The 20,021-nt window shown below is 67.8% G+C and carries 20 protein-coding genes, 1 pseudogene and 1 CRISPR repeat array; of the genes and pseudogenes, 17 read left to right on the forward strand and 4 right to left on the reverse strand.

The genetic code is table 11. The features are described 5' to 3' along the window. Positions 1-3 precede the first annotated feature (3 nt). The 9 genes from CACI_RS19415 (at position 4) to CACI_RS19455 (ending at position 9,157) form a co-directional block, all read left to right on the forward strand. Positions 4-885: a substrate-binding domain-containing protein gene (locus CACI_RS19415; protein WP_015792533.1), complete on the forward strand. Its 882-nt coding sequence runs from the start codon at positions 4-6 to the stop codon at positions 883-885. 56 nt (positions 886-941) lie between these two features. Then, positions 942-1,946 carry a substrate-binding domain-containing protein gene (locus CACI_RS19420; RefSeq protein ID WP_015792534.1) on the forward strand — a complete coding sequence of 335 codons (1,005 nt, stop codon included), beginning with the start codon at positions 942-944 and terminating at the stop codon, positions 1,944-1,946. Positions 1,947-2,022: 76 nt separating this feature from the next. Then, the gene (locus tag CACI_RS19425; RefSeq protein WP_015792535.1) at positions 2,023-2,883 is read left to right on the forward strand and encodes an amidohydrolase family protein; all 861 of its coding nucleotides are present in this window, start codon (positions 2,023-2,025) and stop codon (positions 2,881-2,883) included. Positions 2,884-2,938: 55 nt separating this feature from the next. Beyond that, entirely contained in the window at positions 2,939-3,643 is a 705-nt protein-coding gene (locus CACI_RS19430) for a GntR family transcriptional regulator (protein WP_015792536.1), read from the forward strand. Between the two features lie 31 nt (positions 3,644-3,674). Continuing rightward, positions 3,675-4,715, forward strand: coding sequence for an ABC transporter substrate-binding protein (locus tag CACI_RS19435; RefSeq protein ID WP_015792537.1), 1,041 nt, complete (start codon positions 3,675-3,677; stop codon positions 4,713-4,715). 92 nt (positions 4,716-4,807) lie between these two features. Then, positions 4,808-5,653: an ABC transporter permease gene (locus CACI_RS19440; protein WP_223297584.1), complete on the forward strand. Its 846-nt coding sequence runs from the start codon at positions 4,808-4,810 to the stop codon at positions 5,651-5,653. Further along, positions 5,650-6,882 (forward strand): lactonase family protein, encoded by a 1,233-nt coding sequence (locus CACI_RS19445; protein WP_015792539.1) that lies wholly within the window; start codon positions 5,650-5,652, stop codon positions 6,880-6,882. The genes CACI_RS19440 and CACI_RS19445 overlap by 4 nt, the downstream gene beginning before the upstream one ends. Before the next feature lie 38 nt (positions 6,883-6,920). Continuing rightward, entirely contained in the window at positions 6,921-8,864 is a 1,944-nt protein-coding gene (locus CACI_RS19450) for a PD40 domain-containing protein (RefSeq protein WP_015792540.1), read from the forward strand. Positions 8,865-8,935: 71 nt separating this feature from the next. Continuing rightward, on the forward strand, positions 8,936-9,157 hold the full coding sequence (locus tag CACI_RS19455; protein ID WP_015792541.1) for a hypothetical protein: 222 nt from the start codon (positions 8,936-8,938) through the stop codon (positions 9,155-9,157). A gap of 218 nt (positions 9,158-9,375) precedes the next feature. Here CACI_RS19455 and CACI_RS51270 read toward each other — a convergent pair whose 3' ends face one another. After that, positions 9,376-9,543, reverse strand: a complete 168-nt coding sequence (locus tag CACI_RS51270) for a hypothetical protein (RefSeq protein ID WP_190276778.1) — start codon at positions 9,541-9,543, stop codon at positions 9,376-9,378. Positions 9,544-9,814: 271 nt separating this feature from the next. Here CACI_RS51270 and CACI_RS49965 point away from each other — a divergent pair, with 271 nt between their 5' ends. The 3 genes and pseudogenes from CACI_RS49965 (at position 9,815) to CACI_RS52525 (ending at position 11,130) form a co-directional block, all read left to right on the forward strand. Beyond that, positions 9,815-10,561 carry a helix-turn-helix domain-containing protein gene (locus tag CACI_RS49965; protein WP_143765309.1) on the forward strand — a complete coding sequence of 249 codons (747 nt, stop codon included), beginning with the start codon at positions 9,815-9,817 and terminating at the stop codon, positions 10,559-10,561. Positions 10,562-10,628: 67 nt separating this feature from the next. Beyond that, positions 10,629-10,972: pseudogene (locus CACI_RS54260) on the forward strand (transposase); the annotation flags it as partial. After that, a complete protein-coding gene (locus CACI_RS52525; RefSeq protein ID WP_223297738.1) occupies positions 10,972-11,130 on the forward strand; it encodes a hypothetical protein in 159 nt (52 codons plus the stop codon). The pseudogene CACI_RS54260 and the gene CACI_RS52525, both read left to right, overlap by 1 nt. Before the next feature lie 207 nt (positions 11,131-11,337). Then, a CRISPR array of direct repeats spans positions 11,338-14,063; the repeat unit is 29 nt; unit sequence GGGATCAGCCCCGCGCCTGCGGGGAGCAC. 312 nt (positions 14,064-14,375) lie between these two features. Here the strand turns inward: CACI_RS52525 and CACI_RS53535 are convergent. Then, the gene (locus CACI_RS53535; RefSeq protein ID WP_263053475.1) at positions 14,376-14,498 is read right to left on the reverse strand and encodes a hypothetical protein; all 123 of its coding nucleotides are present in this window, start codon (positions 14,496-14,498) and stop codon (positions 14,376-14,378) included. Between the two features lie 391 nt (positions 14,499-14,889). Here CACI_RS53535 and CACI_RS19470 point away from each other — a divergent pair, with 391 nt between their 5' ends. Further along, positions 14,890-15,915 (forward strand): NAD-dependent epimerase/dehydratase family protein, encoded by a 1,026-nt coding sequence (locus CACI_RS19470; RefSeq protein ID WP_015792543.1) that lies wholly within the window; start codon positions 14,890-14,892, stop codon positions 15,913-15,915. Here CACI_RS19470 and CACI_RS19475 read toward each other — a convergent pair. After that, positions 15,912-17,249 carry a hypothetical protein gene (locus CACI_RS19475; protein ID WP_015792544.1) on the reverse strand — a complete coding sequence of 446 codons (1,338 nt, stop codon included), beginning with the start codon at positions 17,247-17,249 and terminating at the stop codon, positions 15,912-15,914. The two genes, CACI_RS19470 and CACI_RS19475, sit on opposite strands and share 4 nt — an antisense overlap. Positions 17,250-17,543: 294 nt before the next feature. Further along, positions 17,544-17,672 (reverse strand): hypothetical protein, encoded by a 129-nt coding sequence (locus tag CACI_RS53540; protein ID WP_263053476.1) that lies wholly within the window; start codon positions 17,670-17,672, stop codon positions 17,544-17,546. Positions 17,673-18,440: 768 nt separating this feature from the next. On the opposite strand from CACI_RS53540, the gene CACI_RS51275 reads away from it, so the two are divergent. The 4 genes from CACI_RS51275 to CACI_RS19485 all read left to right on the forward strand — a co-directional run bounded on the left by CACI_RS51275 (position 18,441) and on the right by CACI_RS19485 (position 19,981). Beyond that, positions 18,441-18,602: a hypothetical protein gene (locus CACI_RS51275; protein WP_015792545.1), complete on the forward strand. Its 162-nt coding sequence runs from the start codon at positions 18,441-18,443 to the stop codon at positions 18,600-18,602. A 165-nt stretch (positions 18,603-18,767) separates the two neighbouring features. Then, positions 18,768-18,938, forward strand: coding sequence for a hypothetical protein (locus CACI_RS51280; protein ID WP_190276779.1), 171 nt, complete (start codon positions 18,768-18,770; stop codon positions 18,936-18,938). Positions 18,939-18,982: 44 nt separating this feature from the next. Then, positions 18,983-19,393: a hypothetical protein gene (locus CACI_RS19480; RefSeq protein ID WP_015792546.1), complete on the forward strand. Its 411-nt coding sequence runs from the start codon at positions 18,983-18,985 to the stop codon at positions 19,391-19,393. Between the two features lie 399 nt (positions 19,394-19,792). Next, positions 19,793-19,981, forward strand: a complete 189-nt coding sequence (locus CACI_RS19485) for an FxLD family lanthipeptide (protein ID WP_015792547.1) — start codon at positions 19,793-19,795, stop codon at positions 19,979-19,981. The last annotated feature ends 40 nt before the right edge of the window (positions 19,982-20,021 follow it).

Here is a 20,021-nt window from a genome sequence, read left to right on the forward strand (position 1 = left end):
AAGATGAAACTGGTCATAGGCCGAGATGACGTCGCGGAGGCGGCGCTGGCCGCCGCCCGCCAGACCGGGACGGACGCCGAACGGCTGGACTTTATACCGGTTCACAAGGCGTCCAAGGGCTTTGTGAACAGGGCCGCTGCGGACGTCTGCGAGGTGGCGATCGTGACGCTGCTCCAGGCGGTCGCCTACGACAAGCCGGTGGTGCTCCTGCCAGTGACGATGCTCGGCCGTACCCAGCACCAGACCTTGGTGACCATGGGCGATCTGAAAGTCGGAGACCTGGCCGGCCGCAGTGTCGGTGTGCGCTCCTGGAGCCAGACCACCGGCGTGTGGGTGCGCGGCTTCCTCACCGAGCAGTACGGCATCGACTTGCGCGAGGTGGACTGGACGGTCTACGAGGACGGTCACATCGACGAGTACGCCGATCCGCAGTGGGTGAAGCGGGCGCCGTCCGGGGCCAAGCTCCAGACGGACTTCCTCGAAGGCCGCCTGGACTTCGGGATCATGGGCAACGAGCTACCCGCCGACGACCGCATCCGCACGGCTATCGAGAACGCCCGCGAGGTCGCTGCCGAATGGTCGGCCGTCAAGGGCTTCCTCCCGCTCAACCACCTCGTAGGCGTGCACGCCGAGGCGGCCCGGAAGCATTCCGCCGCGATCTGCGCGATGTATGACGCGATGCGCGCGACTCTCGAGGACCGGTCGGCCGCCGCCAGTGGGCCGGCTTCGAACCCGGTGGGCTTCGAGGCCCTGCGCGCCTCGGTCTCCCTGGCCGCCCGATACGCGCTGGAACAGGAAGTCCTGCCGCGCCCCGTGGACTTCGACGAACTGATGGCGCGCTCGTGCGACGCCTTCGGCGTACCCGCCTCGCGGCTCGGAGGCTGACCGGTGGCGACCACGGAATTCGCAGCACAACGACCGGAAGACAGGTGGGCGAGCACATGCAGAAGTTGAGGACGGCCTTCGGTGACTACCCGCATGTGCGGGCACTGCTCGACGGCGCCGCGCCGGTGGCCGGGTACGAGATAGAAGAGGTGAAGGTCGAGCCGATCATCGGCGCGTACCGGCGGATGATCAGGGACCTGGAGTTCGACGTCTGCGAACTCGCCCCCGTCTCCTACCTGATGGCCCTTCAAGAGGGCGTGCCGCTCACCGCGGTGCCGGTGTTCCTCAATCGGCGCTTCCACCACGGGGACATCCAGTGCGCCGCGCGCTCGGGCGTCCGCGTCCCGCGCGACCTGGAGGGACGCCGGGTGGGAGTACGTGCCTATACCGTGAGCACCGGCGTGTGGGTGCGCGGCGTGCTCCAGGAGGACTACGGCGTCGACATCGACAAGATTACCTGGGTGGTCGACGACGATGACCACATCGAGGGGTATGCCCCGGCCAATGTCGAACGCGTCACCGACGGCCGCTCGCTCGGCGAACTGCTACGGGCCGGCGAGATCGACGCCGCGTTCACCGGTAACGCCGGGACCGGGCGTGCCGGAGCGCCGAAGGTCGGTTGGACGGCGGCGGCGTCGGCGCAGACCGGACCCGCGGCCGAGGGCGCGGACAGAGCCGAGGGCCCCTACCCGCTCTTCCCCGACGCCGAAGCGCTCGGCGCCGACTGGTATCTGCGCACCGGGATCTACCCTCTGCACTCGGTGATCGCCCTGCGCTCCGAGCTGGTGGACCGCGATCCGAGCCTGCCCACCGCCCTGTACTCGGCGCTGGCCGACAGCAAGAGCCGGCAGGCAGCGGCCGATCCGGAGTGGTCCGCGGTGCCGCGGCTGGCCCGGCAGGCTCGGCAGATCGGCGGCGACCCCGTGCCCTACGGTGTCGACGCCAACTGGACGAGCCTGGAGGCGGTCGTGCGCTTCGGTCGCGACCAAGGCCTGCTCGGAGCCCACTTCCCGACCTCGCCGCGCAGGCTCTTCGCACGGGGCGACTACCCGGACGCCTGAGTGTCCCGGCCCGCCCGCGGGGCCCACCCCCTCCGCACAACCGCCGAACCCGCCGCACAAGGGAGCTTGACCCACGATGGACGTCATCGACACGCACTGCCACGTCATCTCGCCGGACCTGGACGCTTACCCGCACGCGCCCATCGGCGGCAAGCAGTCCGAATGGGCCGCGTCCCGGCCGATCACCGCCGAAGGCATGGTGGCCGCGATGGACGAGGTGGGCATCCGGCAGTCCGTCCTGGTGCAGGCCACCACGAACTATGGGTACGACAACTCCTACGTCGTGGACAGCCGGCGGCGCTATCCGGAGCGCTTCATCGCGGTGGGTACCTTCGACCCGCTGGCGCCGGACGCCGGTTCGCGACTCAAGGCTCTGACGGCGGACGGAGGCCTATCGGGGGTGCGGCTGTTCACCAGCGGCAGCACCGTCCCGACCCAGGGCGAGTGGTTCGCGGCACCGGAGACTCACGAGTTCTGGCGGACGGCCGAACAGACCGGTGTCCCGGTCTGCCTGCAGATGCGGCTCGGCCCGGCCACCACGCAGCTGGTGGATGTACTCGGCCGGTTCCCGGAGGCAAAGGTGCTGCTGGATCACTTCGGCTACCCGGACATCGCCGCCTCGCCGCTCCGAGCCGGCCAGGAGGTGGCGAAGCTGGCGAAGCACCCGGGGCTGTATCTGAAACTGACCCACCGGAACCTCGAACGCCTGCAGGACGTGGGCGATAAGGCCGTCGAATTCCTCCAGCGGGTGGTTGAGGCGTTCGGATCCGAGCGGATCGCGTGGGGCTCGAACTGCCCGGCCGCCGAGCAGTCGCTGCCGGAACTGCTCGGACTCGCCGAGGGAGTGCTCGCTGTCCTATCCGACGAGGCGCGGGCGGATATCTTCGCTGGCACCGCACGGCAGCTGTATCCCGGGCTCGGCCCGGCGGCGGCGTAGCGGATGGCGGTACCCACTCCCGACCTGTACCTACTTTCGATCTAAGGCGATGACCATGGTTGAGACCGAGAACGACGGCAACGGCAACGGCACGGCCGCCACCCGGCAAGAGCAGGCCTACGAGGAACTGCGCTCGCTGCTGCTCTCGGGTGCCATCGAGCCCAACACGCGGCTCACCGAGGCCGATCTGACCAGCAGGTTCAACGTCTCACGCAGCACGATGCGCGCGGTCCTGGTGCACCTGGCCCAGGAGGGCTACGTCACCAGCGAGGTCAACCGCGGGGTCCGGGCCAGGAGCTTCTCGCCCCAGGAGGCGCGGGACATCCTGGAGGCCCGGGAGGTCTTGGAGGCGGCGCTGGCGGCGAAGGCCGCGGAGCGCGCCACCGAAGAGGACATCAGCAGGCTGCGGGAGACCCTCGCAGCCATGCACGAAGCGCACACCGGCGGCGACCAGGTCGCCTACGTACGGGGAAACCGGCTCTTCCACCAGCAGGTCAAGGCGGCCGCCCACGCGCGGACCCTGGCGCGCGCGTACGACACCCTGCTGTACCCCATGGTGATCCGGCAGTACCGCGACATCTCCAGGCACCATCCGCGCAGCGGCTCCTTCGAGGAGCACCAGGCGATTCTGCTCGGCATCGTCACCGGCAACCCCGAGGCGGCAGCCGCCGCGATGCGCCATCACGTCAGCGCCGCGCGGCACGCGCTCGTCCTGCCTGAATCAGCCGAATCAGCGCAATCCACCGATCCACTTTCCTGATAACTCAATCGGTTCGGCGACAGGAGTCACCGTGAGAACCCAGACTCGCTCCACCCGCATATCCCACGCCATCGCTCTGGCTACGGCCGTCGTGCTCGGCGCGGGGCTGCTCACCGCGTGCGGCAGCTCCTCGTCCTCGTCGGGCTCAGGCGGCGACACGGTCACCGTCGGCGTCAGCAACAACATCTTCGACGTGCCGATTCGGCTGGCCGACTCCAACGGCTACTTCGCCAAACAGGGCCTGAAGGTCAAGTACGTGACCATCACCGCCTCGACCGGATCCTCAGCTCTGCAGTCGGGATCCGTCCAGTTTCTCAACGACAGCCCGACCGCCTTCCTGTCCGCCATCAGCAAGGGCATCCCGCAGACCGCGATCGCCGCGAACGCCGGCGGGAACCCGCTCGGCCTCATCGTCAGCACGAAGTTCGCCAAGGCGCACCAGCTGACCGCTGACAGCACCGCGGACCAGGCCGCCGCAGCCCTGGCCGGCTCCACCGGCGGCGCCAGCTCGGCCAACACCAAGGGCGAGGCGAGCATCTACCTCAAGAAGTACGGCGTCGACCCTGGCAAAGTGAAATGGGTCTCCCTGCCGAGCCCGACCGCCGACAACGCGGCCCTGAAGAGCGGCCAGATCGACTGGTTCGTCACCTCCGAGCCGGCTCCGCTGCAGATCCAGGAGACCGGCGACGGCATCGTCGTCGCGGACTCGACCAAGGTGCCCGAGTGGTCCTCGGCGCAGGCCGGATACGGGCAGTTCGTCGTCGCCAGCAACAGCTACCTCAGCCAGCACGCCGCCACCGCGAAGAAGTTCGTCACCGCGGTGCAGCAGGCCACGGCATACATGAACGCGAACGTCGTCTCGCCCCCCGTGCTGACCGCGACCCAGGCCGCGTTGCCCGGAGTGTCCGCCACAGCGCTGCAGGCCAGTCTCCGGCAGGTCGAGTGGCCGGTCAGCGAGGCGATGAGCCCTGAGGGCTGGACCAAGGTCCTGGCCTTCATCAACTCCCTCGGCGCGGTGTCCCAGAAGGCCGTCATCTCAGACAGCGACTGGACCAACAAGTACCTGCAGTAGGCCGCGGCAGTCCGCTGCCGGGCACGCCCGATCAACCGTGACCCGATCAACCGTGATGGGAGCAGGCGATGGTGGCTGCCACCAGTAGTGCAGTGAACGCAGAAGAGAGCAGGACGGCGGCGTCGAAGCCGAGCAAGCGCGTGGACGACCGATGGCGGGAGACCGCCCTGGTGTGGTCATTGCGGCTGGCGGTCATCGCGCTGTGCTTCGCCCTGTGGCAGGTGATGAGCGGTCCGGTGCTGCCGGAGTACGCGGTCAGCAAACCGACGCAGGTCTGGCGCGCGCTGCGTGCGCTGCTCAGCTCCTCGTCCGGGTGGACCGACATCGAGACCACGGCTTTCGAGGTCGTGGTCGGGTTCGCCATCGGAGTGGCGGCCGGGATCGTGATGGGGCTGGTGCTGGGCTCCTTCCGGCTGGCCGGGCGGGTGATGGAGCCCTTGGTCGCCGCCGTCAACGGCGTGCCCAAGATCGCCCTCGCGCCGCTGTTCGTGCTGTTCTTCGGCATCGGCTCCTGGTCGAAGATCTACATCGCCGCCACCGGTGTAGCCTTCGTCGTCTTCTACAACGTCTACCTGGGCCTGCGGCTCAGGGAGCGAGAGCTGGTAGAGATCATCCAGGTGATGGGCGGCCGCCGGCACCACGTGCTCAGCTACGTCACGATCCCCACGCTGGCCGCGCCGTTCTTCGCCGCACTGAAGACCGGCGGGCCGCTGGCCATCCTCGGCGTCATTGGCGGCGAGTTCATCGCGGCCTCGCAGGGTGTCGGGCACGAGTTGTTCAACTCCGCCATGAACCTCGACGCGGCGGGCGAGTTCGCCAGCCTGGCCGTGCTGATGGGGATGACGCTCATCCTCAACTCCGTGCTGACCACGCTCGACAAGTACGCACTCAGACGCTTGGGTCTGGCGACCCGCCGTCAGTCGGGAGCAAGTTCATGATCTCTTACGAAACGTCGCGAAGGCGGGTGCTTGGCGTGCTCGGCGTCTCCGCTGTGCTGGCCGCGGCCGAGCCGTTGTCCGGCGGCATGACCAGCGCGCAGGCGGCAGAGCCGAAGTCGCAGTCGGCTAAGGGGTCTGTCTCGGCGCCGCGCGGATCGGCGCAGGAGTTGGTGTACATCGGCACCTGGCAGGGCAGCCAGATCTACGCCGCGCGGTTCGACACCGCGAGCGGAGAGTTGACGCCGGTCGGACCGGTCGGGGCGGCGAACGCGGACTGGTCGGTCCCGCACCCGAGGCTGCCGATCCTCTACGCGGCCACGATGGACGAGGGCGGCGTCGTCTACTCCTTCGCGATCGATCCGGTGACCGGAGTGCTGACCGAGACCGGCCGGGTGGCTACCGGCGGCGCGGGCCTGGGCGGCGGCGGAGTGGCATATCTGGGTATTGATGAGCCCTCGGCCACGCTGCTGGTCTCCAACTATGAGGGTGGTCTGACGGCAGCCGTGCCGATCTCGCCGACCGGGACGCTCGGCGCGCCGGCCTCCATCGCGCAGGACGTCGGCTCCGGACCCAACCCGCGGCAAGCTGGTCCGCATGCGCACCACGTGGAGATCGCCCCGGACGGTCGGTTCGCCCTGGTGTCGGACTTCGGCGCGGATCGGGTGTTCGTCTATCGCTTCGACCGGGCCACTCGGATCCTTTCCGCCGGCGGCTCCGGTGGTCCCTACTTTTATGCGACGGCGCCGGGTTCCGGCCCGCGCCGGGTCGCATTCCACCCCGGGCACCGCAGCGCCTATCTGCTCAGCGAGCTGACCGCAGAGCTGGAAACCCTGAACTGGGACGGCGCCACAGGGCAGCTGACAAAGCGCCAGAGCTTGTCGCTGGTCTCTTCAGGCTTCACTGGCACGCCGAGTTCCTCCGACCTGGTTGTCAGCACTGACGGACGCTTCCTCTACGCCGGAAACCGCGCCGAGAACTCCCTGACTGCCTTCGCGGTGGACCCGCGCACGGACCTGCTCACCGAGGTCCAGCGGATCGACTGCGGCGGAGTGAAGCCGTGGGGCTTCTCGATCCATGCCGATGGCCGGTGGCTGCTCGTTGCGAACGAAGCCAGCAACTCAGTCAACGTATTCGGCATTGATCGACAGTCAGGACTGCTGACCGACACCGGGCACTCGATCTCCGTGCCGAATCCGGATTCCATCACGTTCTACCGTTCCTGTCCGTAAGAACCCGATTCTCTACGAAATGGAAGCAGGTACAGCACATGGCAACCGAAGAGAAGTGCCCCTACTCCGGGCGAGGCGTAGGCCGTAGAGGCTTCCTCGCTGGCGGTGTCGCGGCCGTGGGCGCCGCGCTCGTGCCCCAGCCCTTCGCGGTCGCCGCCGCGCGCCGCGGCAAGCTGGGCGTGATGCTGATGAACCGGATCGGCCCGTCAACCTCGACGCTGTACATCGCAGACATCGACGGCAAGAACGAGCGCCGACTCCTTCAGAACTCGGCCTTCGACCGGCACGCGAGCATCACGGCCGACGGCAAGACGATCTATTTCACCACGGAACGAGCTGGCGACGGCAACTCCAGCATCTACTGGGCCAGCCTCAACGGCTCGGGCCAGGGCGTCGGCGTCCAGCCGTCGATCACCGGCAGCGCGGTCGACGACACCGGCGTCCCCTCGCCGGACGGCACCAAGCTGGCTTTCATGTCCACCCGCTCGGCCGACCATCTGGCGCAGATCTGGGTGAAGAATCTGAAGAGCGAAGCGCTGACCAACCTGACGGGCACTGCGGCGCTGAAGGGTGGTTCGAACAGCCCTGACGGGCACTTCCGGCCCGCCTGGTCTCCGGACAGCCAGTGGATCGCCTTCTCCAGCGACCGCAACACGGCCTGGACCGGGCACGGCAACGGCACCGGCTGGGAGCACACACAGGAACTGAGCATCTACATCATCAAGGCCGACGGCACCGGCTTCCGCCAGGTCGCCACCAAGCCGGGGTACTGCCTGGGATCCCCGAGCTGGTCGCCCGACGGCACCAGGATCGTCTATTACCAGCTGACGCGAGAAGACACCTGGGCCGCGCACCGTCCAGAGGACATCGGACAGTGCGAGTCCCAGATCTGCTCAGTCAATGTGGCGACCGGTGCTACCACGCAGCTCACCTCGACGGCCAACGTCCTTAAGGTCTCGCCCCGCTACGTGAACAACACCGAGGTCGGCTACCTTATCAAGGGCGGCCCTAACGAGGGAATCGCCTACGTCAACGGCACCCTGCCGACCGTCCTGCGCGCCGGGATGCGCTCGCCGATCTGGACGCCCGACGGCAAGTCGATCATCTACGACGTCCCGGACGCCGACCCGGTCCGCACCATCGACCAGACGTTGTACAGCTGGGACTCGGACTGGGACTACCGCTTCATGGACGTCTTCCCGGTACTGTCCAAACAGGGCCGCCTGGCCATCACACAGAAACAGACCGGCGCCGCCATCTCCTCGATCGTCACTATGAAACCGGACGGCACCGACCAGGTGACCGTCTACAACGCCGCAAGCGACGGCGATCCCATCCTGGAGGCGGAGGGACTGGTCGGCGCCTTCCGACCCAGCTGGTCCCCGGACGGCCAATGGCTTGCCTTCGGCATGGGCGGCTGGTTCCAGATGCGCGCCACGATGACCGCGGTCGTTTACCGGGTCAAGTCCGACGGAACGGGCCTGGAGGCGCTGACCGACGGCTCCACCAACGCGGGCTTCCCGTGCTTCTCGCCCGACGGAACCAAGCTCCTGTACCGCGTGTGGGGCGCCGAGGACGGCCTGCGCATCCTGGACCTCGCCACACGCACCACCACTGCGCTCACCGACTGGCCGGACAACGTCCCGGACTGGTCCGACGACAACGTCATCCTGTTCACCCGCAAGACCAGCGCGACCAGCTTCGACATCTGCACCATCAACCCCGACGGAACCGGCCTGAAACAGCTGACCGTCAGCGGCGCCAACCACGCCCACGCAGTCTGGAACGGCACCGGCCGCATCCTGTACAACAGCGGCGACGCTGGCTTCCGCGAGGAAGCAGCGCTGTATGACGACACATTCCAGCCCTACGGGCAGATCTTCAGCATGAACGCCGACGGGTCCGACAATACGATGCTGACGGACAGTCAGTGGGAGGACTCGATGCCGCTATATCTCACGAACGCGGTGCTGAACGGCTGATCTTCGGGGCAGTGCAGACCCCGCGTCCGAGCTGTCCGAGCCTCGCGCACCGAAGCGGGCATCATGGTTGCATGGAACTGGCTGTTGACGATGTCGTCGAGCTCGCCGAGATGCTGTGGTTCATCGGCGACTGGCTCGGCGGCGCGGACGAGCAGATGCTCGCCGCGTCGTTCCGGCGGTTCATGGACGCCGATGGCTGCGACCTGGCCGAGCTGCGCTCGGACCTGGCCAGGTTCACGTTCCTGATCGACGGCAGCGATGGCGAGGACCTGTTCGAGCCCGAGCATCAATGATGCCCGCAGCTCAGAGCTCCTCTTCATTAGGACGCTTCAGCAGAAATAAGTTTCGCCGAGTAGTCTCAAGGGCGACGACAGCGCAGACTGATGGCTCGCTGATCGTTGGAGTGTCTAGCGCTAGGCGGCAGAGCAGCCCGTTGACACTGCAGACGTCGGGCTGCCCTGCCGGTGCTACCTCTGAAGGCCCGGCCCGGACCGCGAATCCGGGTCGGGCGTCAGCGGCCGTCCCACAGCTGAACGAGGGCGGCGGCTGTCTGGACGGTTACGGACAAACCCGCCAGCACGACGAACCACCGCGACCTACGCCAGCGGCGCGGGTCGAACCTGCGACGCTTTTCCAGGCCTTCTGTCTTGTTTCCGTGTCCCGGGTCCTGCTGGTTCACGGGCGCCTCCTCCCCTGTTGTTGGGCGGCCCCTGGCACTTCCAGGAGGCCTAGGCGCCCGTGGATTTCCCAGAACCGCTCTGGAGGAACGAAGCGTGGGGACAGCCTAGCGCCGGCAGAGTCGAGTGCCCGTTCTAAAGGGGCTACTTATCAGTGGGTGGATCGAACACCAGGTCAGAGGATTTGGCCTGGACTCAACAATACTTATCCGGTTTCATCAGGACTCGAAGAGAATCAAAGCGACTCGGCGTGACTCGATCTTTGGGGGCGGTGTGGCCGCGGAGGAAGAGAAGATGGGTGAGCCATCACCTGCGGACTCCTTGGAGATGTTCGCCGCCGATCTGCGCGAACTGCGGATGGCCCACGCTGCATTACAACGGGGATACGCCCAACGTGGGGGATATGGACGCTTTCAGGCGGGATGGCGAGTTGACGGCACAGACCGCTTTCTCCAGCGTCCCAGCCGCTCAGCGATCTATGCGGCACTGAGCGGCAAGACCTTGCCTCAGGCGCCAACGCTGCTCGCGATACTGGAGGAATGGGGTGAAGAACCCGATTCTCTCCTGGATTGGCTCAAACGACGCGATGCGCTCCAACGACAGCTTGCTACCTCTGTGCAGGGGCGCGGTGGCCGCCGGATACCGCCACCCCAACCTTTCAACAGCCGTGCACGCGAGCTCAGGGATTACATGCAGGAACTGCGCAAGGAGAGCGGCTGGACCATCGCTGCCATCGCGCAACATGGAGGCGGAAGCCCGGTCACGCTCGCGGCGGCGCTACGCGGTCCACGCCTCCCCAGCTGGAGAACTATTGAGCTGTTCTTGCTGGGGCTCGATGTCAATGAAGACGACGTCCACTTCAACAAGTACGACGGCGAGCCTAGCTGGGCTGATTCCGACTTCTTGCTGGCTCAGTCGGACGTGGTCCTGCGGTTGCGGGGGCTATGGCTGGCGGCTCGGGCCGCCGCGAGGGGCGAAGCCGATCAAACCTCGACGAGGACAGACAGCCAGGTTCGTTAGAACATGTCTGAGAAGTCGTCACGCGGGCAGATTGGAGTAGAAGGGTGTGATCTGCGCGGGGGTGGCGATGAGCGGGGCGCGCGCTCGGTATCCGACTGACTTGAGCGACACCGAGTGGGCGCTTCTGGAGCCGCTGATCCCCCGGCGAAGCCAGGTTGCCCTGTGGCTCACCCGCGTCGTGAGATCGTCAACGCCCTAGCCTATTGGGCGCGGGCTCGATGCGCCTGGAGGCTTCTTCCGCACGACTTTCCGCCGTGGCAGACGGTCTACCACTACTGGCGGTTATGGCGGATCGAGGGCCGGTGGGAGCAGATCCTGGCCGAGTTGCGCGAGCCGGAGCGGTCCCACAGCGGACGGGACCCGACACCCAGCGCGGGCGTTATCGACAGCCAGACTGTGCAGGCCATCGAGTGCTCGACGGCTACGACGCCGTGCTCAGCGGGTTGAGTCTGCCGTTTATTTCAGAGGCCTGCGAGGGCAACGTCAACCGCATCAAGAAGATCAAGAAGGATATGTACGGCCGAGCGAACCTGGACCTGCTCTGCGCCCGCATACTCCATGATCATTGATCCCGTCCGACCCCAAGATCTGTGCCAGAACCACTTCAAACCGCTACAGACGCTTAGGCACAGTATCGATTCCCTGACTCCCAGAGGGACCAGCCCCGCATGCGCGGGGAGCACGAGTTCACCGGGCCGGCCAGTACCACGTTGGCGGGATCAGCCACGCATACGCAAGGAGCACTTGTTCACGGTGTTCAAACGGAGTCGGAGAACGGGATCGGCCCCGCATACGCGGGGAGCACCAGCGGGAACGACGCTGGGAACCACGGTCGCGGGGATCAGCCCCGCATACGCGGGGAGCACGCGAGACCGAGTACAACTACAACGGCGGGGACGGGATCAGCCCCGCGCCTGCGGGGAGCACGCGCCTACCTTACGATCACGCAGCCGACCGAGGGGATCAGCCTCGCGCCTGCGGGGAGCACCTGCGGGTCGAGGTTCGAGCACATGATGCCGATGGGATCAGCCCCGCGCCTGCGGGGAGCACGGGACCGCGACTTCCGGCGGGTACCCCTCGCCGGGATCAGCCCCGCGCCTGCGGGGAGCACTCGATCGGCGGCCTGAGCGGCGGAGGCCAGACCACCGCGCCCCAGGGATCAGCCCCGCACCTGCGGGGAGCACGGCAAAGGCACTGACCACCCCGAGCTCGTCATGGGATCAGCCCCGCGCCTGCGGAGAGCACGCATTGCGTGCCTGGCAATTCTTTATCTCACGAGGATCAGCCCCGCGCCCGCGGGGAGCACACCTTGAACTTCGCCCCGGACATCAGGGTTTGGGGATCAGCCCCGCGCCTGCGGGGAGCACTCCCGGCCCTTGGTCTTGGCGCTGCGGTAGTCGGGATCAGCCCCGCGCCTGCGGGGAGCACCTGATCGCCGAGGCCTACGACGACGGATCGGGGGGATCAGCCCCGCGCCTGCGGGGAGCGCTGGACTGCGTGTCGCATTCTCACTCGCGCCGCGGGATCAGCCCCGCGCCTGCGGGGAGCACTCGTCGTCCAGGACCAGCCGCGCGTCCGCCTCAGGATCAGCCCCGCGCCTGCGGGGAGCACTCGCCGTTCATCGTCGTCGGCAACACCATCACGGGATCAGCCCCGCGCCTGCGGGGAGCACCTCAATACGGCTCATGCCGGGACCTCCGTCCAGGGATCAGCCCCGCGCCTGCGGGGAGCACGTGGTGTGATCAGAGGGCGGCGGCCGGGACCAGGGATCAGCCCCGCGCCTGCGGGGAGCACGGCGGTGCCCGCGCTCCGGATCGGTGCCCATCGGGATCAGCCCCGCGCCTGCGGGGAGCACGCACTCGCGGTCTACAAGCACACCGATCGACTGGGATCAGCCCCGCGCCTGCGGGGAGCACGACAAACGACACCGGCGGCGCCCACAGCCGCGGGGATCAGCCCCGCGCCTGCGGGGAGCACCGCGCCGCAGCGTCACGGGTGATCATAGAGGCGGGATCAGCCCCGCGCCTGCGGGGAGCACCAGCCCACATCGCCCGCCATGATCCCGCCCGCGGGATCAGCCCCGCGCCTGCGGGGAGCACCAGACGGGCGTGAGCATGTAGAACGCGCTGCCGGGATCAGCCCCGCGCCTGCGGGGAGCACCCCAGGTTGGTGATGAGACCGGCGCCGGGCCGGGGATCAGCCCCGCGCCTGCGGGGAGCACGGACCACTCGCGGCGGCGACCCGCTTACGGCCGGGATCAGCCCCGCGCCTGCGGGGAGCACACGGAGGCTGATCCCATGACCCGCAAGCCCTGGGGATCAGCCCCGCGCCTGCGGGGAGTACGCCCGGCAGGACTACCTGTCCGACCCGATCACGGGATCAGCCCCGCGCCTGCGGGGAGCACATAGCAACTCAGGGCACTGACACGGGAAGATCGGGATCAGCCCCGCGCCTGCGGGGCGCACCTGACCGACACGCAGCCAAGCCGACTGCCTGCGGGATCAGCCCCGCGCCTGCGGGGAGCACCTTCTGTGAACACCGCGGTGTCCTCCGATGTGGGGATCAGCCCCGCGCCTGCGGGGAGCACGAGCTGAAGGGCGAGTTTGACTCCCTGACCCAGGGATCAGCCCCGCGCCTGCGGGGAGCACGCAGACGTCGACGAGCGAACCTCCGAGCCCGAGGGATCAGCCCCGCGCCTGCGGGGAGCACTCGGGGACTCACCGGTAGACCTGGGGACCCTTGGGATCAGCCCCGCGCCTGCGGGGAGCACCCCGGGATCGACACCCGCGGGCCGGGCCGGAAGGGATCAGCCCCGCGCCTGCGGGGAGCACGTGACCTGGGGTCCCTTGTCGGCCGGCGACCCGGGATCAGCCCCGCGCCTGCGGGGAGCACCCCGACGTCCGCACGACCATCCGCAGCGTCTCGGGATCAGCCCCGCGCCTGCGGGGAGCACCGGCCGGAATCGTCACGGGAATCCCGGGTGACGGGATCAGCCCCGCGCCTGCGGGGAGCACCGGTCTTCAGGACCGTACGTCTGAGCTGGCCTGGGATCAGCCCCGCGCCTGCGGGGAGCACCTGACACGGCGTGTCGCGCAGCTCGAGGCGAAGGGATCAGCCCCGCGCCTGCGGGGAGCACTCCGGCAACGCAAGGTCGCCGAAGGTGTCAGCGGGATCAGCCCCGCGCCTGCGGGGAGCACCATCCTGTCCTGCCTAGCGGGAACGCGGTTACGGGATCAGCCCCGCGCCTGCGGGGAGCACTCTCACCAGCCCCCACGCGACACCCCCGAGTCGGGATCAGCCCCGCGCCTGCGGGGAGCACCGGCCCGGTCTGCGGTACGCGGCGGGGAACCCGGGATCAGCCCCGCGCCTGCGGGGAGCACCTGTTCATAGCTGACCTCTCGGACCGTTTCGCGGGATCAGCCCCGCGCCTGCGGGGAGCACACCCGCCACGCTGACCACCGCCCGGGCCGGCTGGGATCAGCCCCGCGCCTGCGGGGAGCACTCTGCTTCACGTGCTTGTCTATCGGGCTGAGATGCGGCTGCCGTTGGGTTCCGCAGATTCGGGCATACGTGTCAATCGGGAAGTCGAGCGAGGCGGAGTAGCCGCTAGTGCGCAGCAGTGCCCTCAGACTATCGGCGCCGGGCCGGATGACGGTCTGGCGTGCTCGGCAGGTTCGCCGCCATGCCGGTGCGCGGCGCGACCCCGGCGGCTGCGCAGCATGCAGGTGGTAGGTGACTAGCTTCTACGGTGGGACGGCCGCAGCTCCCGGCCGGTGGTGACGGCGATGCCGAACAGCACGGTCAGCGCCGCCTTTCAGTTGACGTCGCCGGTTCTGGTGGCTGGCTGGATGGCGAAGGTGGAGACGACGAAGCAGACGAACCGAAGCGCCTGGGTGAAGACGTGGCAGCGGGCGGAGTCCTCAGCGCGGGGCTTCATGCCGTTTCACAGAAGGGTTCGACGAGCCATGTAAATGCGAAAGGTGCGATAGATGTTAAGTCGCGTATTCAGTACATGACACAGGCTACTGCGATGGAATCTCATCGCGCGATCGAGAACTCGACACCTGCCCGCTGTCTCGGACGCCTTTGAGCGCTTGCGCCCGGCCCGGCTGCACCGTGACGTCGCAGACTGCGACGTCAACCCACCTGAGCCCCGCGAGGAGCAGCTTGCGCTAGCCGCGTCGATCTCCCAGGGTCAGCCTTTAGTACTTCTCATGCTGGTGCGAGCGGCGTCTTGACGATCATCGCCGCGGTCGGGCGCGTCGCGCTCCACAACGACAAGCTCCGACTCATATGGCGCGGCGAGCCGCCCTGGCAGGATGGTCGCCATGCGAATCCTGATCCTCGGCGGAACGTGGTTTCTCGGCAGGGCGATCGCCGCGTCGGCGATCGAGCACGGCCATCAGGTGACCGTTTTCAACCGGGGCCGTTCCGGTGGCGACCCTGACGGGGCCGAGGCGATCCGGGGCGATCGGGAGTCCGAAGACGGCCTGAAGCGCCTGGCTGGGTCCGGGCCGTGGGACGTGGTGGTGGATCCCTCGGGACAGGTCCCGCGCGTGGTTCTCGCGTCAGCGCGCGCCCTGGTCGGCAGCGGCCGGTATGTCTTCGTGTCGTCGGTGTCGGCATACGCCGGCTGGCCCATCGATCCCCTGACGGAGACCTCGGCGCTGTTGGAGTCACGCGCGGACGCCGGTCCCGAGTTCGGGTACACCGACCCCCGCGGCTATCCCACCCAGTACGGATTCGCTAAGGCCGGCTGCGAGCAGGCCGTCTTGGACGTGTTCGGCCCGGACCGCGCCACCATTCTGCGGCCCGGCGTCATCCTCGGACCTTGGGAGTACGTCGGTCGCCTGCCATGGTGGCTCCGCCGGGTCGCCGAGGGAGGCCGTGTCCTGGCCCCCGGCGACCCGAACCAGCTGATCCAGCCCGTCGATGTCCGTGACGTGGCGGACTTCGCGACCCGTACCGCCGAGCACGATTTCGGCGGTGCATTCAACGTCACCGCTCCTGCGAACCACACTACCTTCGCCGGGTTCCTCGAAGCCTGCCGCCAGGTCACGGGATCAGACGCGGAGTTCGTGTGGGTAGGCGACGACCAACTGGCCGCCGTCGGGGTTCGGCAGTGGACGGAGATTCCGCTGTGGCGATCGGTCGGCGCGTTCCCCGGGACGTGGAAGGTGTCCTCGGCGAAGGCAGCGGCGTCCGGCCTCTCTGCCCGCACCATCCGGGCCACGGTGGCAGACACCTGGCAGTGGCTTACTTCCGGCGGGCAAGCCGTCGCCAGCGCGCGGGCTTCAGAGCTGGGCATCGATCCCGAGAGGGAAGCCGAAATACTGGCCTGCGCCGGACGTTAGGACCTGCGAGGTGGCAGCGCCGGGGCTATGGCTCCGGCCGACCCGGCTGCAAAGGCCTCGATGCGTGCTCCGAGGTCGAGCGCTTCGGACGAGCCCTGATAGGCGGGCAGCGCCAGGGCCTGTCGAGCCTTCACCAGCCGCTCTGTCACGCCGTGGACGCGCTGGGGCTGAGCGAGGTCGAATACGGTGCCTAGCGTGTCCGTCGCGCTGTCGAGTTCTCCGCTGAGGATCAAGGCGTGGGCAAGCTCGATCCGGGCCTCGACGGCGACCTTCGGCATGCGCACGATCCGCGCGCCTGTGTCGTAGAGCTCGATAACCTGCCGTGCGTGCTGCGCGGCCGGCTCCGCCAGCTTCAGGCTGACATACGCCGAGCCCAGACAGCGGCGCAGGCGAGCGCCATCGAAGCTGAACTCCCCACCGATGTCGTCATGCAGCTCGCACGCCGGTGAGTCGCTGTCGGCCGCAGATAGCGCGAGCCGCGCGGACTCGCTTGCGGAGGCGGCGTTGCCGAGCTGCGCGTAGGCCCGCGCGCCGATCGCGTGCAGGCGAGCAGTCGGCGTGCCCGCTGGCGCTGTTGCCAGGCCCTTGGCGACCAGTTCCAAGGCCGCCAGCGGGAACTCCGACCAGTTCGCGATCAGGGCCCGCATGCCCATTGCCCACGCGCACAGTCCCTCATTCCCGACCATCCGGCCGTAGATGAACACTGTCCTGGCCTGTTCGGATGCGGCGTCGGTGTATCCGAGGTCGAAGGAGACGGTGGCCAGGATGCCGCACGCCTGCCCGGCGGCGACGTACAGCTCGGATTCCTGCGCGGGCCTGCCGGTGCGGTCCAGCAGGGACAGTGCCAGGTCACGGATCCGTTTCGCCTCAGCGAACGACTCGATCGGTGCCTTTTCCGGATACTCCCTGGCGACCTTGGCGACATCCTCTTGGAGCTGCTCGATCGTCGTATCGTCGACGGCTCGAGCGGCGGCGTAGGCGGCGTGCTCGGATGATTCGTGTGCAGCCATGGTGATCTCGCTTTTCAGGTTGAACGCTTGTGCTGGCTCCTGGAGATTGGCTTCGCTGGCCGGACCCAGCAGCACATCGACCTCCACGGAGAACATCCGCTGCAGAACGGTCGACGCGTTCGGGTATGGACGTGTTGTCAACCCGCCGCGGAGCCACCGCTCGAACTGCGTCCGCGACACCGAGAGCGCCGCCATGCGGGGATCGTTCGTCTCAGCCGCGAGCGCGCGTGCGGCCTCCTCGAAGTGGCGGCGGAACGTCTCGTATGTTCGCCAACGACGCTCAACGACAAGCACGCGAAGGGCAGTCGGTTCGCCTTCGGGCATGAGGCTTCTCCAGGGCAAGAACTGTCGGTCCTGCGTGCTGATGACAGTTCAAGTCCTACCCGTAGATGGCGGAGGCTGTACCGCGAAAATCGTAGAGGGCACACAGACGGCACTTCGCAGTGCTCGACGGCACTTAGACGGCACAGCCCCGCGTGGCGTGGGCGATCACCATGGCGCCGGTGAGGTGGGCGGTGAGCGCATCGAGGCGGTCGGACACGAACGCCCTCGATGGCAGTTCGACGACGTGCGGATGTGGCGATCCAGCGCGGACGCGCCGGGGACGCCGCGTCGAGGTCATGGCGGCTGCTCCGCGCTCGACGACATCCGCTCGGCGAGGTCGAGCGCGGTATTCCACGAAGCCAAGGCCTCGTCGGCCCTTGCCTGGGCTGCCGGGCAGTCGCCGAGGTCGGCGTGGGTGAGCATATGTACACGCGGAACTGAACCGGATCCCAGGAGCTGAAGGCGGCGTGGTGACAGGCCTCGGTTCCTGCGTGGTCCCCGATCGCGGTCAAGGTGCGGGCGGTGTAGGAAATCGATGGTCCCGCCTGCCAGCGCCGGACTATCCGCGTCGCGCAGGCTGAGCTGGGCGCGGGTCAACGTGTCGGCGGTACCTCCGGGATAAGGCATCGGCCAGGTATACAGCGGTGCGGCCGGCGGGCTCGGTGTCGGCGACCCAGTGCGCGACGGCGGACCTGTTCGTGGACAGGACTTCGCCGTTTTCTGCTGCGATCCGTCGCACCGCGCGCTACAGCGTCTTATCCAATGCCGGCCTCGGCGATGACCTCGCGCAGGCGCTCATTGGGCTGGCGTGACCTCGTGACCATGGCGGTGGGGGTCCGTCCGAGGGCTAAGCCGTGTAAGTGCTCTGGCTTACTCTCCACTCGAGCTGCGGCCAGCACCTCTTCGTTTACTGGTGGTGAGTCAAGAAGGCATACAGAAGGCACTCCCCGACCTCTTGCGAGACGCAAGAAGGTACACCGGCGGGAGTCGAGACGGACATGCGATTCGCGGCACCTTCATGGAGCGCTACCCACCGTTTTCGACAGGAGCCTGCGATGGACACGAATCTGGCCGCCAAGCCGACGTCCGCGCGAGCATGCCGCTCGACGCGACCCGTGGTCTTCTTGCGCATCGTCAACGGTTCTGGCGCCGAGCTACTGCCGTTCAATCACGCCGAGGCTGCTGGAGGAGGTGACCGCGCTCGCGCTGCCGGCGCATGGCGATCTGGAGCACGGATACGGCTGGCAGGTTGCCGACGCCATCCGGCGCCGCGCGGAGTCGATTCTCCCTTTAGCCGCGCCGACCCGGCCCGCGATTTCCTTCACAACTCCGGTGATCATGGAGCTGTGGTGAGGACCCGACGAGGACGGCTACCGCCGGGTCCGGACCTTCACCGAGTTCTTCGACGACCCGTACGAAATCTACCTCGCGGTCTGCTGCCTGTGGGGCGTCGAGGAAACCGGTCGCGGAGCGCGAGCCGCCTACATCTACAGCTCGGATGGGACCACGCTCTACCGCGTGGACGAGATGGCCAAGACCTGCTCGCAACTGCCATCGGCCCTGATTGCCGCGCTCGCGGCAGCGAGGCGGGACCGGTCCACCACAGATCCGCTTCCGGATGAGCTCCAAGGAATCCGCGTGCTGAGAAGCGGCAGCACCGCACAAGCCGGTGCGCTCGTCAGCCCCTGACGATGGGCCGTCCGCACTAGACCGCGAATTCTGAGGAGGAAACCGTGCCGTCCGAGGCCACGCCACTTGCCAGCCGCGCTGAGGCTTCGGACGCCACCCCAGACATCACCGCCGAGCGGGAGGAGCACGGCGGACGCTCCAGAGCGCCCATCCACAACCCGGTCGGGATCCTTAACGCCAACGTCTCCGCGTTCGGGCACCGCATGGTCGCGGGCATTGCAGCAATCCCCGAGCTGCCTAAAGAGCAGGACCGAGAACCGTGGAACGGCGCCGTCGCTCAATTCGACGCCTTCGCTGCGGGCAGGGCACACGCAGCCGAGGAGACCACAAGCCGGACGATCGCGACTACCGTGGCCGCCGCCGCCGAGGTCCGCACCGCCATCCACGCCGGGCACGACATCGTAAGCCGGATCGCAAGCGTGCAGCTCGTCGGCCCGCAGCACGACAGGTTCTAGCGATGAAGGCACTAGTCGTGGTCTCGAGTCGAGGACGGCGCGCCCGCCAACGACCAGCCGTGATCATCTTCGGACTCAGACGGCTGTTACCGACTCCGGCATCAGAACAGAACCAGGAGATCGGACTCGGCTCACGCCCCGGCGACAAGGACTGGCTGAGACGCGAACGCGTCTTCACCGCGGACTACGACATGGGTGAGTGGAGGCCGTCCACCTCCTCGGATCTCGTTAGGAACCCGCGATAGCGCCGAGATTCTCGGCCGACCAGATCACCGTGCCTGCCCGTGACCCGATCTCCCGCAGTCATCTGTGATCGGGCAGGCGCGGTGCATCAAGACCACGTGGTTCGCAAACTGCAGGCCACGGGGGCACAACCAACAACCAGAACAGGAGCACCGCATGACCGCCAGCACCGAAACCATCGAGCGGCCCACCATCGCCGCCTTCACCACCGACACCGAGAGCCCGTTCGCCGACCTGGACATCACGTTCTTGGAGACCGGGCCATCCGCGGCCCTGCTGGTCGCCTCGACCGACGACAACTGCGGCAGCTCGTGCCCGAACGCCTGCACCACCTCGTCCAGCTGACAACCGTCGCGGGCCGCACCGACCGGTGCGGCCCGCCCCA

The sequence above is a fragment of the Catenulispora acidiphila DSM 44928 genome, assembly GCF_000024025.1.
Lineage (GTDB): Bacteria > Actinomycetota > Actinomycetes > Streptomycetales > Catenulisporaceae > Catenulispora > Catenulispora acidiphila.